Source organism: Olsenella profusa, assembly GCF_016900315.1.
In the GTDB taxonomy this organism is placed as follows: domain Bacteria; phylum Actinomycetota; class Coriobacteriia; order Coriobacteriales; family Atopobiaceae; genus Thermophilibacter; species Thermophilibacter profusus_A.
The window spans coordinates 86094-100162 of record NZ_JACSNQ010000005.1; the positions used below are offsets into that span (position 1 = coordinate 86094).

The following is a 14069-nucleotide window of genomic DNA, read 5'->3' on the forward strand; positions in this document are numbered from 1 at the left end:
GCGGGCGCCAGAGAGGAGGGGGCATGGACGCAACAGCACTGTTCAAGTTCTCGTCGGGACTCTACGTGGTCTCGGCAGCCGACGGCGAGCGGCGGGCGGGCTGCCTGGTCAACACCGGCCTGCAGGTGACCGCGGCGCCGCTCCAGGTGAGCGTCACGGTGAACAAGGACAACATCACCTGCGGCGTCATCCGCGACGCGGGGCACTTCTCGCTGGCGGTGGTGGACGAGACCGCCGACATGATCTTCGTGGGGCGCTTCGGCTTCAGGAGCTCGGCGGACTTTGACAAGTTCGACGGCATCGAGAGCGCGGTGGCCGCCACGGGGGACCCGTACCCCACCGAGCACGTCTGCTCCTACGTGTGCTGCCGGGTGGTCCAGGCCGTCGACGTGGGGACGCACCTCACCTTCGTCGGCGAGGTCGTGGACGCGGGCAACCTCTCGGACGAGCCGCCGATGACCTACGCCTACTACCACGGTACGCTCAAGGGCAAGACCCCGCCGAAGGCGTCCTCGTACGTGGAGGGCGTGAGCTAGGCTTGGGTTTTGGCCTAGCGGGAAGAGCGGGAAGCGTTGGTCGTGGGGAGCGCGCGCCAGACGCCGCGCCGGATCAGGTGCAACCGCTGTGATAGCATTTGTCAGCAACCTCCCGACCGGGAGGCAGATGAGAGGAGAGGCACATGGCCGAGGAGAAGAAGTACACGTTCCGCTGCACCGTCTGCGGCTGGGAGGTCACCGTTGACACCCCCGAGCTGCCCGAGGACTTCGTCTGCGAGGTCTGCGGCGTGGGCCCGGACATGTTCGAGCTCGTCGAGGAGTAGCCGCGGCGAGGACCGTCCGGCAAAAGGCGCGCGGCGAGAAGAACGTGGCGGGGAGAACCCGCCTGCTCGGGCGGTGAAAGGTCGGGCGAGGCGTCGGTGGGCTTTCAGGACGCCAAGTGTACCGAGCAAGTCGCGCGTGGGCGCTTAAGTGCACCCAAAAGGGGACAATCGCCGCCAAGTGCACTGATGTATGAGTGCGCTTGGCGGCGGCCCGTTTGTATGGGCGGCCTTTGGCTGGGCGCGGGGCTCCTGTGTCTGGTGGCGACCCTTGCGTCGGCCGCGCGCCTGGCGGCAGTCGGCTGCACGCCGCACGTCCTTCTCGCCGCTGCGTGTCGTGCGTGCCGCCCGGCAAAACGGGTAGAATGTCCCCACGGCCGCAGGGCCTGTACGTTGAAAAGCGCATGGTGGCAGCGTCCCCACGCCATCTCATGGGGGTGACTGGTTTCGACAGGGTGGGTCTGAGATGGGCAGCAGGCCGTGGTCTCCTCGCCACGTTAAACAGGGGTACCGTCAAATTGAATTGACGACAACAACTCTTTTGAGCCTCAGCTGGCTCTCGCTGCTTAATTAGATAGCGGCGCGTCAAACCGGGGATCGCTCCCGTTCCCGGGGCGACGTCATTTCAGGGAGATGCGCGCGCGGACGTAGTCGGTATGCCGCGTGCTAAGCCCGAACCGACTGGGAGGCCAAGCGCGGGTCACCGGGTGCGCGGCCTCTGAGACCTAACCGGCGACTGAGCCTGGAGACACCTGTCAGGGATTTGCTCTGGACCGGAGTTCGATTCTCCGCACCTCCACCATGGCTGTAGTAGGCGAACGCCTCGTGGCGTTTGCCTTGAGGCGCACGATTGTTATCGTCGCCGCATAGGAGAGGGCCCCTCCCACGGAGGGGCCCTCGTGCGTTTTCTGGCCGCTGGGGCGCCCGCGTCCGTGCCACAATGGCGAGAAAAACGACGAAGGGAGAGCAGATGCCGCAGGAGACCACCAACGTGCCGGCGCTCGTGCTTGAGGGCGGCGGCTTCCGCGGGGTGTTCACGGCCGGCGTGCTCGACGTGCTGCAGGAGCGCGGGCTCTACGGCTTCTCCAGCGTGTGGGGTGTCTCGGCCGGCGCCGTCAACGCGTCCAACTTCCGCTCGCGCCAGATCGGCCGCACCATGCGCGACATGCTCGCCTTCCGCGACGACAAGCGCTTCATGTCCCTGTGGTCGCTCGCCACGACGGGCAACATGGCCGGCGCCGACTTCATGTACGACGAGGTCCAGAACCACCTGGACCCCTGCGACGTGGACACCTTCAACACGAGCGGGCTTCCCATGTGGGTGGTGGTCTCTGACGTGACCTTTGGCACGCCGGACTACCTGCCCGTGCGCCGCTACCCCGAGGACATCACCAAGGTGCGCGCCTCGGCTTCGCTGCCGATGGTCTCGCAGACCGTGGAGATCGACGGCCACCGCTACCTCGACGGCGGCACCACCGACTCCATCCCCTACGAGACGGCGATGGGCCTGCCCGGCGCGCGCGAGGTGGAGGGCCACGTCCCGGCAGAGCGCGCCCTCGTGGTGCTCACGCAGGACCGCGGCTTCGTGCGCGGCGCCGGCAGCGAGGCCATTGCGCTCAAGTCCCACCGCTACGACGCCTACCCCTACTACCTCGAGGCGCTGCGGACCCGCGGGCCGCGCTACAACGCCCAGCGCGAGCGCCTCTGGGAGCTCGAGCGCGCGGGTCGCTGCCTGGTCATAGCCCCGGAGGAGCCGGTGACGGTGGGCACCACCGAGCGCTCCGGCGAGCCGCTGCTCAGCCTCTACCTCGCCGGGCGCCGCCAGACCGAGGCGCGCCTCGCGGAGATCGACGCCTTCCTCTGCGGCGACGAACGTGGCACACTGTCGGGGTCCGAGGCGGAGGGGAGCGCGCGCTAGGCGGCTTCCCGGCAAGGGGAGGTCCCGTGAAGCAGTCTCCGATGAGCGGCCCGGCGGGCTCGCAGACACCGGCTGGCGAGAAGAACGCGCTGGTCGTAACCGGCGTGGTGGACGTGCGGGCGGACCCCGCGCTTCCGAGCCGCGCGCTCGTGACGCTGTGCGCGCGGGCGGCGGGCGCGGGCGTCGGCGTGGGTGCCGATTCCGGCCTCGCCGCGGCCCCCGGCCCCGATGCCGCGGCCCCCGACTCCGCCGTGCGCACCCTCGAGGCGCGCATCACCTTCCTCGACGCGGGCATCGTCCGCGTGACCGTGGACCCCACGGGCGCGTTCTCGCCCTACGCGCGGCCGCGCTCGCCCGAGCACCTGGCGCGCATCCCCGCCCAGCCGGATGACTCCACCCGCTACGAACACCCCTCCGTCACGGTGACGGAGCGGTCGGACGCCTTCTGCGTTGCAGCCGGCGACGTGGAGGTTCTTCTCGCCAGGGAATCGGGGCTGGTGGAGGTGCGTCGGGACGGCGTGAGCCTGCTCCGGGAGGCCGCCCCGCTGGCCCTTGCCCCGGAGGCGACCATGCAGCGCCTGACCCTTGGGGCGGGGGAACGCTTCTTTGGCGGGGGCACGCAGAACGGGCGCGCCGAGCACCGCGGCTCGGTGGTGCGCGTAGTGAGCACCCCCATGAACAGCAACCAGTGGGGCGACGGCGCGGTTGCCTCGCCGTGCCCGTTCTTCTGGTCGAGCGCGGGCTACGGCGTGGTGCGGAACACCTTTGCCCCGGGCGCCTACGACTTTGGCAGCGTGGGGGACGTCGTGGCGGCCACCCACGAGGACGGCGTGTTTGACGCCTACCTGCTGCTAGCCGCGCCCGGCGCCCTGCGCGGTGGCCTGCGCGGGGTGGCGCAGGTGCTTCTGGCGGCCTACCACAAGCTTACCGGCAACCCGGCGCTGCTCCCGGACTACGCCTTCTACCTGGGGCACCTCAACGCCTACAACCGCGACGCCTGGTCCTTTGAGCCGGAGGAGGGCACCCAGGCCTGGTGCGTCCACGGGTCGGCCCCGGCGGACGGCGCAGGGACCGTGCGCTACGAGCTCGGTCGTCGTCGCGGCTACGTGGTGCCGCGGGGGTGCCTGGCCGAGTCGCTGAACGGGCCGGACGAGGTGCTCCGCGCCTCAGCGGACAACTTCGGCGGCGTGACGCCCTACGAGTTCTCGGCCCGCGCCGTGGTGGACGCCCACGCCGCCCACGACATGCCGCTTGGCTGGATCCTGCCCAACGACGGCTACGACACCGGCTACGGTCACAACGGCTACCAGATGACCGGCGGCGTGGACGAGGACGGCGCCAGCTCGCCGGAGCGCCTCGCCGCGGTGGCGGCCAACGTGGAGAACCTTGCGCGCTTCTCGACCTGGGCGGCCGGGCGCGGCGTGGAGACGGGGCTCTGGACCCAGTCCGCCCTCACGCCCTCGCCGGACCCGGAGGTCACCTGGCAGAACCTGCGCGACTTCCGCGTCGAGGTGGGCCGTGCTGGCATCAGCGCGCTCAAGACCGACGAGGAGTGGGTAGGCCCGGGCTACTCCTTCGCGCTCGACGCGACGCGCCAGGCCTACCACATCCTGGGCGAGGAGGCGCGCCGCCGGCCCTTCGTCCTCACCGTGGACGGCTGGGCGGGCACGCAGCGCTACGGCGCCGTCTGGAGCGGCGACCAGGACGGCACGGACTGGGAGTACATCCGCATGCACCTTCCCACCTACCTGGGTCAGGGCCTCTCCGGAAACCCCAACGTGGCCTCGGACGTGGACGGGATCTTCGGCGGCGACCCCCTGGTGGCCACGCGCGACTTCCAGTGGAAGGCGCTCACGCCGCTCATGCTGGACATGGACGGCTGGGGCTCCCTCGCAAAGACCCCCTACACTTACGGTGACCCCTACACCGGCGTCTGCCGCATGTACCTCAAGCTCAAGAGCGAGCTCATGCCCTATCTGCACACCTGCGCCGTGGCGGCCGCGGGCGTCGAGGCCGGCAACGGCGACGCCCACCTGCCGATGGTCCGCTCGCTCCTGCTGGCCGGCTGCGAGGGCGCGGGCCTGGGCCCCGAGCAGCTGAGCTACGAGTTCCTCCTGGGAGACTCCCTGCTCGTGGCCCCCGTGTGGCGCGCCACGCGCCCGGACTCCCTGGGCGGCGACGTCCGCGACGCCATCTACCTCCCCGGCGGCGAGAAGGACCTTTGGTTTGACTACTTCTCCGGCGCGGCCTACGCGGGCGGCCAGACCCTCGACGGCTTCGACGCGCCGCTCTGGAAGCTCCCGCTCTTCGTGCGGGCCGGCGCGATCCTGCCGCGCTACGAGGCCCACAACAACCCGCGCCCCGCGACCGAGTCCAACCCGCGCGGCCTCGACCGCACGCGGCGCGTGGTGGACTTCTACCCGGCCCCGGGCGTGAGCGGCCGCTACGTGCTCCAGGAGGACGACGGCGACGCCTTCGAGAACCGCGCCGTCAGCGAGCCCGGCTACGGCGTCGTGGACGACGTCTCCTACGGCGGCTCGGTCTCCACGGTCTTCTCGCTGAGCTCGCGCGAGGGGCAGACGGTGCTTCGGGCCGAGGCCTCGCAGGGCGGCTACCCGGGCTACGACCCGCTGCGCGCAACCACCTTCCGCATCCGCGTTGACGGCCGTCCCGCCTCGGTCAGAGTCCGCTCCGGCGAGAAGGACCTCGAGCTGCGCGAGGTCTCGAGCGCGGCTGAGCTTGCCGCCGCGGGGCTTGCACCCGGGGAGGCGGCCTGGCTCTACGAGGAGGCCCCGGCCGTGGAGACGCACGCCCCGAGGGAGGAGCGTCTGCTTGCCGATCTAGTTGGCGACGCCCATGGCGCCCCGCGGGTGAGCGTGCGCTTTGCCCGCGTCGACGTGAGCGCCTGCGCGCAGGAGGTTCTTCTCGCCTGACGCGGGACCGTTGGAGGGCCGTCGGGGTGACTGCTGGGGGCCGTCGGAGGAGCCGCATTTGAACGGGTTGTGTGCGAGAAATTTCCCAGCTCGCAGCGCGAACGATGCTGTATACTTTTACGGCTTTTCCACAGAGCCCCGTAATCTCTGATAAAAAGCAAAGGCGGTTTGTCCAGAAGCCGCCCCTGAACAGGCACGTAGGAGGAGTCAAGTGAAGAAGTCGACTCAGTTCGCCAAGAACGGCGAAGTCGAGCGCAAGTGGGTGCTCATCGACGCCGAGGGCGCCACGCTTGGTCGTCTTGCCACCACCGCAGCGATGGCTCTGCGCGGCAAGAACAAGCCTCAGTACACGCCCAACGCCGACACCGGTGACTTTGTCGTGGTCATCAACGCCGACAAGGTCGTCCTCACGGGCGTCAAGGCGGACCACAAGCGCTACTGGCGCTACTCCGGCTACCTCGGTGGCCTCAAGTTCGAGAGCTTCCGCGAGGCCATGGAGAAGCACCCCGAGCGCGTCGTCGAGCACGCCATCAAGGGCATGCTGCCGAAGACCGCCCTCGGCCGCAAGCAGGGCACCAAGCTCAAGGTCTACGCTGGCCCCGAGCACCCGCACACGGCCCAGAACCCCGTCAAGATTGATTGGAGGGCCTAACCGATGGCTGAGAACACCGTTGTTTACACCGGCACCGGCCGCCGCAAGGAGGCTGTCGCCCGCGTCCGTCTCGTTCCCGGCACCGGCAAGGTCGTCGTGAACGGCCGCGACGCCGCCCAGTACTTTGGTCGTCAGCAGCTTGTGGACAACGCCGTTGCCCCGCTGCGCCTGACCGAGACCGCCGAGCGCTTTGACGTGCTCGCCAACTGCGACGGCGGCGGCATCAACGGCCAGTCCGGCGCCCTGCGCCTCGGCATCGCCCGCGCCCTGCTCGACGCCGGCGAGTACCGTGAGGACCTCAAGAAGGCTGGCTTCCTCACCCGTGACGCCCGCGCAGTCGAGCGCAAGAAGTACGGCCTCAAGAAGGCCCGCAAGCGCCCGCAGTTCTCCAAGCGCTAGGCCTTACGTCTTACACTGGCTTTTGCAGGACGGCCCGTCGCGTCGAGCGGCGGGCCGCTTTTTGCGTGCAGGGGCGACTGGGCAGGGGTGCGGGTGCCTCTGGGCCCCGCGGGGCGTGCTTCCGGCTCCGGGGGCGCCGTCACCGATCCCAAGGCACGTTTTGCAGCACGTTTGGGTGCACTTCTGACGCTCCTCCAGGTGCACTCCTCAAGTGCACTGCCAAAGAGGCGGAATTGGCGAGAAGTGCACCGAAATCGAGGTTTTTCTCGCCAAGTGCACCGAGAGGTGAGTGCACTTGACGGGTGCACATGAGAGAGCGGCGCGCAAGTGCACCCGGCAGGGTGGCTTGGTAGCGCACTTGGGAGGACGGCTTATGGGCTGGGTGCACATGACGGGTGCACCTGAGGCCGGCGGCGCCCCCTCGTGCCTCAGCCCTGTGACGATTATTGGCAGAGCGACAGCCTGTGCGACAATAAGAGGCGTCTGACCATCGATCCAGCGTCCCCAAGGGGGTTCATGATGAAGTACTTTGGCACCGACGGCTTCCGCGGGGAGGCCAACGTGGGCCTGACGGTCGAGCACGCCTTCAAGATCGGCCGCTACGTGGGCTGGTACTACGGCGCCCGCCAGGACAAGAAGGCCCGGGTGGTGCTGGGCAAGGACACGCGTCGCTCCAGCTACATGTTCGAGTCCGCCCTCACGGCGGGCCTCGTCGCCTCGGGTGCCGACGTCTACATGCTGCACGTCATTCCCACGCCGGGCCTCGCCTACGAGACCCTCGACGGTCGCTTTGACTGCGGCATCATGATCTCCGCCTCGCACAACCCCTACACCGACAACGGCATCAAGCTCGTCAACTGCGAGGGCTACAAGATGGACGAGGACGTCCTCGAGCTCATCGAGTCCTACATCGACGGCGAGTGTGAGGTGCCGCTGGCCACCGGCGACGCCATCGGCTCCACGATCGACTACATGCAGGGCCGCAACCGCTACATCGCCCACCTCATCGCGAGCGCCAACTTCTCGCTCCAGGGCGTGAAGGTCGGCCTGGACTGCGCCAACGGCGCCGCGTCCTCCGTGGCCAAGCCCGTGTTTGACGCGCTGGGAGCCGACGTCCGCGTGATCAACAACGCGCCCAACGGCCTCAACATCAACGTCGACTGCGGCTCCACCCACATCGACCGCCTGCGCCGCCACGTGGTGGAGCAGGGCCTGGACGTGGGCTTTGCCTACGACGGCGACGCCGACCGCTGCATCGCGGTGGACGAGCGCGGCAACGTGGTCGACGGCGACCTCATCCTCTATATCTGCGGCGTCTACCTCAACAAGCACGGTCGCCTCACGGCCGGTACCGTGGTGCCCACCGTCATGAGCAACTACGGTCTGTTCAAGGCCTTCGACGAGGCGCATCTCTCCTACGAGACCACGGCGGTGGGCGACCGCTTCGTCTACGCCTGCATGCGCGAGAAGGGCTACAGCCTCGGCGGAGAGCAGTCCGGCCACATCATCTTCGGTGACATCGAGTGCACCGGCGACGGCATCATGACCTCGCTGCGCGTCATGGAGGTCATCCGCGCCGAGCGCGAGACCCTCTCCCAGCTCTGCGCGCCGGTCAAGCTCTACCCGCAGGACCTCGCCAACGTCCGCGTGACGGACAAGGAGGCGGCGATGTCCGACGAGGCAGTGCTCGCCTCCGTGGAGCAGGCCAAGGAGTTCCTCGGCGACCGCGGCCGCGTGCTCGTGCGCGCCTCCGGCACCGAGCCCCTCGTGCGCGTGCTTGCCGAGGCCCCCACGGCCGAGCTCTGCAAGCAGGCCAACGCCATCGTGCTCAAGGCCCTGGAGCCGTTCAAGGCCTAGTGTCCCGGGCCGGCTCGCGGCGGCCTGGGGCGCAGGGTCGGCCGCGAGCCGCAAGGCTCTTCTCGCCAGGACCGTGGCGGCATGGCGAGAAGAACCCCCAGCTTCCTGCGCCCACTGCTAGAATCGTGCCCGTACCCTAAACGCACTCACCCCAAGGAGGTCCCGCATGTGCGGAATCGTTGGCTATACCGGTAGGAACCAGGCGGTCGGCTATCTTCTTGAGGGGCTGCAGACGCTGGAGTACCGCGGGTACGACTCGGCGGGCGTGGAGGTGGTCGGCACCGACGGCGAGCTCCACGGCGTCAAGTGCGCGGGGCGCGTGGCCACCCTGGTCGAGCGCTGCGAGACCGCCAACCTGGTGGGGACCACCGGCATAGCGCACACGCGCTGGGCGACGCACGGCGCCCCCACGGACAGGAACTCCCACCCGCACCGCGACTGCACGGGGCGGATCGCCATCGTGCACAACGGCATCATCGAGAACTTCCGCGAGCTGCGCCGCTACCTGCAGCGCGAGGGCCACACCCTTGTCTCCGAGACGGACTCCGAGGTCATCGCCCACCTCGTTGAGGACGCGTGGGCCGGCCCGTGCCAGGGGGACCTCGTGGCGGCCGTGCGCAACGCCTGCCGGCGCCTCGAGGGGTCCTGGGCGCTCGCCGTGGTGTGTGCCGACGCGCCGGACCAGATCGTGTGCGCGCGCAACGGCTCGCCGCTCGTGGTGGCCTCCACGCCCGAGGGCGCCTATGCCGCCTCCGACGTGACGCCGCTCGCGAGCGTGACCTCCCACGTCATCCAGCTTGAGAACGGCCAGGTGGCGCGTCTTGAGGCGTCGGGCGCCGTCGAGGTCTTCGACGAGGCCGGCACGCTCGTCGAGGTGCCGAGCACGATCGACATCGACTGGGACGCCTCGGCGGCCACGCTCGGCGGCTACGCGGACTTCATGGCCAAGGAGATCGCCGAGCAGCCCGAGGCCATCGAGCGCCTGCTTGCGGGGCGTCTTGGCGAGCACGGCGTTCACCTCGACGAGCTCTCCATGAGCCAGGCCGACCTCGCCGCCGTGGACCGCGTCTACCTTATTGCGTGCGGCACGTCCTATCACGTGAGCCTCATTGCGCGCACGCTGATTCAGACCTGGGCCAAGGTGCAGGTCATCTGCGACTACGCCTCCGAGTTCAACTACGAGCAGGACGTGCTCGTGACGCCCAACACCCTCTGCGTCATCATCACGCAGTCCGGCGAGACGGCCGACACGCTCACCGCGGCGCGCCGCATGAAGGGGATGGGCTGCAAGGTCTTTGCCATCACCAACGTGCTGGGCTCCACCGCCGCGCGCGAGTCCGACGGTACGCTCTACGTGCAGGCGGGCCCGGAGGTCTGCGTCGCCTCCACGAAGGCCTACACGGCGCAGATGGTGGCGAGCGCGCTCCTGGCGCTGCGCCTGGCCGAGGCACAGGGACAGATGGACCGCACGGAGGTGGAGCGCCACTATCGTGACCTCTGCACGCTGCCGGACCTCATCCGCGAGGTCATCTCGCGCGGCTGGCAGGACAAGCGCGCCGCTGCGGTGTTCCGCCGCGCGCACTCGGCGCTCTTCCTGGGGCGCGGCGTCAACTCCACGACGGCCTACGAGGGCGCGCTCAAGCTCAAGGAGATCAGCTACCTGCACGCCGAGGCCTATCCGGCCGGAGAGATGAAGCACGGGCCCATCGCGCTTTTGGAGCCGGGCTTCCCGGTGGTGGCGATTGTCCCGGAGGACCGCGTGCACGACAAGACGGTCTCAAACATCCAGGAGGTCATCGCGCGTGGCGCCGTGTGCGTGGCGGTGGCCACCGACGGCGACGAGTCCGTGGCCTCGCTCGTGGAGCACGTGCTCTGGATTCCGCCGGTCGCCGACGAGCTGCTCGTGCCCATCGTGGCGGTGGTGCACCTGCAGATTCTGGCGCGCTACGTGGCGCGCGCCCGCGGCTGTGACGTGGACAAGCCACGCAACCTGGCCAAGTCCGTGACGGTGGAGTAGGCCATGGCGACGGCGGGCATCGGCGTGGACATGCTGGAGATCTCGCGCATGGAGGGCGTGCTGGCGCGCCGTCCCAACTTCGCGCGACGCGTCTTTACGGAGGAGGAGCGCGCCTACTGCGACAGGTCCGCCCGGCCAGCGGAGCACTACGCCGCCCGCTTCGCCGCCCGCGAGGCGGTGCTCAAGGCGCTTGGGACGGGCTTTTCCGAAGGCATCGGCCTGCGTGACGTCTCCGTGGCGCGTGACGACGCCGGTCGTCCCCGCGCGGTGCTCGTCGGCCGTGCCGCCGAGGTGGCCCGCGAGCTCGGCGTGTGCGAGATAGCGCTCTCCATCTCCCACACCCATGACGTCGCCGTGGCCAACGCCATCGCCGTGACCGACGACGTACGGCCCGCCCCCGACGAGCGCCGGGACGCCGCCCGCGCCCTCGCGAGCTCGTTCAAGGAGGCGCGCTCGATTCTCGACGAGCTCGAGCGCATCCAGGAGGGCGAGCTTGACGCGCTGGATGACGCCGACGCCGCACCCGCCGACGATGCTTCCGGGGGCGCCGGCCCCGCTGGTGGCGCGTCCCCTGACGCCGACCCTCATGAACAGCCTTCTTCCGAGGAGTGATGCATATGCAGCCCGTACTCAACATCGAGGACGTCAAGTGCGTGGAGGTTGCCCTCACCCGCGTGGGCGTGAGCGTCTCGGAGCTCATGCACCGTGCCGGCTACGCGGCGGCGCAGGAGGTCCTGGAGCTCGGCGGAGTCGACAACGTGGTGGTGCTCACGGGCCTGGGTAACAACGGCGGCGACGGCTGGGTGGCCGCCGAGGTCCTCCTGAGCAAGGGCGCCAACGTGAAGGTGGTGAGCCCCATCGAGCCCGACCAGCTCTCAGGCGACCTGGCGCGCCAGGTCGCGCAGAGCGCGGTGCGCGCAGGGGTCTCCCTGGTGGTGGGACCGTCCCGCGACGAGCTGGAGGACCTGCTCTCCACGGCCGACGTGGTGCTTGACTGCATGCTGGGGACGGGCTTCCACGGAGAGGTGCGCGCCCCCTTCGACATCTGGATCGAGTGCGTCAACGCGAGCCCGGCACGCGTGGTGTCCGTGGACGTCCCGAGCGGCCTCTCCGGCCAGACCGGTCACGCCGCGAGCTCGTGCGTGGTCGCCGACATGACGGTTACGATGCTCGCGCTCAAGCCCGGTCTTCTCGCCGACGACGGGCGGGACGTGTGCGGTGCCATCGTGGTGGCCCCGCTTGCCGAGCAGACCGAGCGGCTCGTGGTGGACGCCGACCCGGTTGCCTGGCGTACCGATCTGGGGGACTACCTGGAGGTGCTCCCCTCCCACGCTGCCTCCGTCGACAAGTACTCGCGCGGCTCGGTGCTCGTGGTGGGTGGCTCGCGGCGCTACACCGGCGCCGCCGTCATGGCCGCGCGCGCGGCGGCGCGCATGGGTGCCGGCTACGTGACGCTGGCGACGCCCGCCTCGGCCGCCTTCGCGGCGCAGACCCACCTGCTCGAGATTCCCGTGGTGCCGCTGCCCGAGGACGCCGACGGCGTGCTCACGGCGGAGGCCCGTGACGTCGTGGTCAAGCTCGCCGAGCGCTCCTCGGCGGTCCTGGTGGGCCCGGGGCTGCGCGTGAGCGCGGGTACGGTGGGCGTGGTCTCCGCTCTGCTGGAGACGGACGTCCCCTTGGTGGTGGACGCCGACGGCCTCAACTGCATCGCGCGCCTCACCAGCAATGACCTGCCGTCCTACCCGGAGGTCACGCGTCGCAGGGCTCCTCTGGTGCTGACGCCTCATCGCGGCGAGCTCGGCCGGCTCGTCTCCAAGGACGTCCCCTCGCCGGACTCCCTGGCAGAGCAGCTCGAGGCGGCGCGTAAGATCATCTGGGCGGACGGTGGCTCCGAGCTGGTGGTCGTCGCCAAGGGCACGGCCACGGGCTGCGTGGGCGTGAGCCGGGCGGTCCTGCCCAAGCCCGGCCCGGCCTCTCTGGCCACCGCGGGCTCCGGTGACGTCCTGGCCGGAATGATGGCCTCGATGCTGGCCCAGCACGCGGGGGAGGACGTCGACCTGGCCCTTCTCGCTGCCTACGTGTGCGAGGTCCACGGCTATGCGGGGACGCTCGCCGCCGAGCGCGTGGGGACGCGCGCCGTCATGGCAACCGACGTCATCGACGTCATCGGCCTTGCCTCCGACTCCCTCGAGGAGCACGTGACGTACCCCGACGGGGCTCAGGAGGGCTAGACTCTAGGGGCGCGGGCACTTTGCCGCGCGCGAGACGTGGGCGTCAGGGGAGGTCAGCTGTGGACAAGGTCGTGAGCCCCGCCAACAGGTGGGCGTGGGTCGAGGTGAACCTCGCCGCGCTGCGTCGCAACACCACGGCGTTCCGGCGGCAGCTCACCCGGGGGACTCAGCTCATGTGCGTGGTCAAGGCGGACGCCTACGGCCACGGGGCGGTGCCCTGCGTGAAGACCATGCACTCCGCCGGCGCGAGCCAGTTTGCCGTCGCCACCGTGGACGAGGGCGTGGCGCTGCGCGAGGCGGGCATCGAGTGGCCCATCCTGGTGCTCTCCGAGCCCCCAGTGGACTGCGTGCGCACCCTCGTGCAGCATGACCTCATGCCCTCGGTCTACACGGCCGACTTCGCGCTGGCCCTGGGCGAGGCGGCGGCCGCCGAGAACCGCGTGGCGCGCTATCACCTGGCCATCGACACCGGCATGACGCGCATTGGCGTGCGCCGCCAGGACGTGGTGGAGCTGCGCCGCACCATCGACTTTCACCGCGGACTGGAGTGCGCTGGCACCTTCACGCACTTCGCCACCGCCGACGTCCCTGACGACTGGGACTTTGCCCTCCAGCTCAACCGCTTCCGCGAGGCGGTGGCGGCCCTTAAGGGGGCGGGGCTTGAGACGGGCCTCGTGCACTGCGACAACACGCCCGGGACCGTGCTGCACCCGGAGTGCCACTTCGACATGTGCCGCGTGGGCATCGGCCTCTACGGCCTTCACCCGGCTGACACCACGCGCGTGCGCATTGAGCTCGAGCCGGTCATGAGCGTGCGCGGCCGCGTGACACGCGTGATCTACCCCAGCGTCGGCGACGGCGTGGGCTATGGCTTCACGTGGCGCGTGCCCAAGCAGAACATCCAGGTGGCAACTGTGCCCATCGGCTATGCGGACGGCCTTTCTCGCGAGCTCTCAAACCAGATGGACGTGATCGTGGACGGCTGCCGCTGTCGGCAGGTGGGCAACATCTGCATGGACCAGTTCATGTTCGCGGTGGACGTCAACAGCGCCCGCGCGTACCGGCCGTCCCGTCCGGTGGAGTATGGCGACGTGGTCACGGTCATCGGCACGGACGGCAACGAGCGCATCACGGCCGAGGAGATGGCCCAGCTCCGTGGCACCATCAACTACGAGATTGTCTGCGACTTCGGGATGCGCCTTGAGAAGATCTACACCTAGCGGTACCGGCAAACGGGGCAGCGCC

At 69.5% G+C, this 14069-nt stretch carries 11 protein-coding genes and 1 other RNA gene; all 12 read left to right on the top strand.

Annotated elements, in window-relative coordinates; genetic code table 11:
• Window positions 1-23: 23 nt before the first annotated feature.
• The 12 genes from H9X80_RS04130 to alr all read left to right on the top strand — a co-directional run bounded on the left by H9X80_RS04130 (window position 24) and on the right by alr (window position 14044).
• Window positions 24-536, top strand: coding sequence for a flavin reductase family protein (locus tag H9X80_RS04130; protein ID WP_204793078.1), 513 nt, complete (start codon window positions 24-26; stop codon window positions 534-536).
• Window positions 537-679: 143 nt separating this feature from the next.
• Complete coding sequence (locus tag H9X80_RS04135) at window positions 680-820, top strand: rubredoxin (protein WP_087217962.1); 141 nt, start codon at window positions 680-682, stop codon at window positions 818-820.
• A gap of 430 nt (window positions 821-1250) precedes the next feature.
• Window positions 1251-1619: a transfer-messenger RNA gene (ssrA, locus tag H9X80_RS04140) on the top strand.
• Window positions 1620-1787: 168 nt separating this feature from the next.
• Complete coding sequence (locus tag H9X80_RS04145; RefSeq protein WP_204793079.1) at window positions 1788-2735, top strand: patatin-like phospholipase family protein; 948 nt, start codon at window positions 1788-1790, stop codon at window positions 2733-2735.
• Window positions 2736-2761: 26 nt separating this feature from the next.
• Window positions 2762-5668, top strand: a complete 2907-nt coding sequence (locus tag H9X80_RS09370) for a TIM-barrel domain-containing protein (RefSeq protein WP_204793080.1) — start codon at window positions 2762-2764, stop codon at window positions 5666-5668.
• A 211-nt stretch (window positions 5669-5879) separates the two neighbouring features.
• A complete protein-coding gene (rplM, locus tag H9X80_RS04155; RefSeq protein ID WP_204793081.1) occupies window positions 5880-6320 on the top strand; it encodes a 50S ribosomal protein L13 in 441 nt (146 codons plus the stop codon).
• 3 nt (window positions 6321-6323) lie between these two features.
• The gene (rpsI, locus tag H9X80_RS04160) at window positions 6324-6719 is read left to right on the top strand and encodes a 30S ribosomal protein S9 (protein ID WP_204793082.1); all 396 of its coding nucleotides are present in this window, start codon (window positions 6324-6326) and stop codon (window positions 6717-6719) included.
• Between the two features lie 519 nt (window positions 6720-7238).
• On the top strand, window positions 7239-8576 hold the full coding sequence (gene glmM / locus H9X80_RS04165; RefSeq protein ID WP_204793100.1) for a phosphoglucosamine mutase: 1338 nt from the start codon (window positions 7239-7241) through the stop codon (window positions 8574-8576).
• A gap of 166 nt (window positions 8577-8742) precedes the next feature.
• Window positions 8743-10593: a glutamine--fructose-6-phosphate transaminase (isomerizing) gene (gene glmS, locus H9X80_RS04170; RefSeq protein WP_204793083.1), complete on the top strand. Its 1851-nt coding sequence runs from the start codon at window positions 8743-8745 to the stop codon at window positions 10591-10593.
• A gap of 3 nt (window positions 10594-10596) precedes the next feature.
• The gene (gene acpS, locus H9X80_RS04175) at window positions 10597-11205 is read left to right on the top strand and encodes a holo-ACP synthase (protein ID WP_204793084.1); all 609 of its coding nucleotides are present in this window, start codon (window positions 10597-10599) and stop codon (window positions 11203-11205) included.
• 5 nt (window positions 11206-11210) lie between these two features.
• Window positions 11211-12824: an NAD(P)H-hydrate dehydratase gene (locus H9X80_RS04180; RefSeq protein WP_204793085.1), complete on the top strand. Its 1614-nt coding sequence runs from the start codon at window positions 11211-11213 to the stop codon at window positions 12822-12824.
• 59 nt (window positions 12825-12883) lie between these two features.
• Window positions 12884-14044: an alanine racemase gene (alr, locus tag H9X80_RS04185; RefSeq protein ID WP_204793086.1), complete on the top strand. Its 1161-nt coding sequence runs from the start codon at window positions 12884-12886 to the stop codon at window positions 14042-14044.
• The last annotated feature ends 25 nt before the right edge of the window (window positions 14045-14069 follow it).

What these genes read in the sequence shown, in the direction of transcription:
- H9X80_RS04135 (WP_087217962.1), top strand. Translation starts at nt 680, where the DNA reads ATGGCCGAGGAGAAGAAGTACACGTTCCGCTGCACCGTCTGCGGCTGG.
- glmM (WP_204793100.1), top strand. Translation starts at nt 7,239, where the DNA reads ATGAAGTACTTTGGCACCGACGGCTTCCGCGGGGAGGCCAACGTGGGC.
- H9X80_RS04130 (WP_204793078.1), top strand. Translation starts at nt 24, where the DNA reads ATGGACGCAACAGCACTGTTCAAGTTCTCGTCGGGACTCTACGTGGTC.
- H9X80_RS04145 (WP_204793079.1), top strand. Translation starts at nt 1,788, where the DNA reads ATGCCGCAGGAGACCACCAACGTGCCGGCGCTCGTGCTTGAGGGCGGC.
- acpS (WP_204793084.1), top strand. Translation starts at nt 10,597, where the DNA reads ATGGCGACGGCGGGCATCGGCGTGGACATGCTGGAGATCTCGCGCATG.
- glmS (WP_204793083.1), top strand. Translation starts at nt 8,743, where the DNA reads ATGTGCGGAATCGTTGGCTATACCGGTAGGAACCAGGCGGTCGGCTAT.
- H9X80_RS04180 (WP_204793085.1), top strand. Translation starts at nt 11,211, where the DNA reads ATGCAGCCCGTACTCAACATCGAGGACGTCAAGTGCGTGGAGGTTGCC.
- rpsI (WP_204793082.1), top strand. Translation starts at nt 6,324, where the DNA reads ATGGCTGAGAACACCGTTGTTTACACCGGCACCGGCCGCCGCAAGGAG.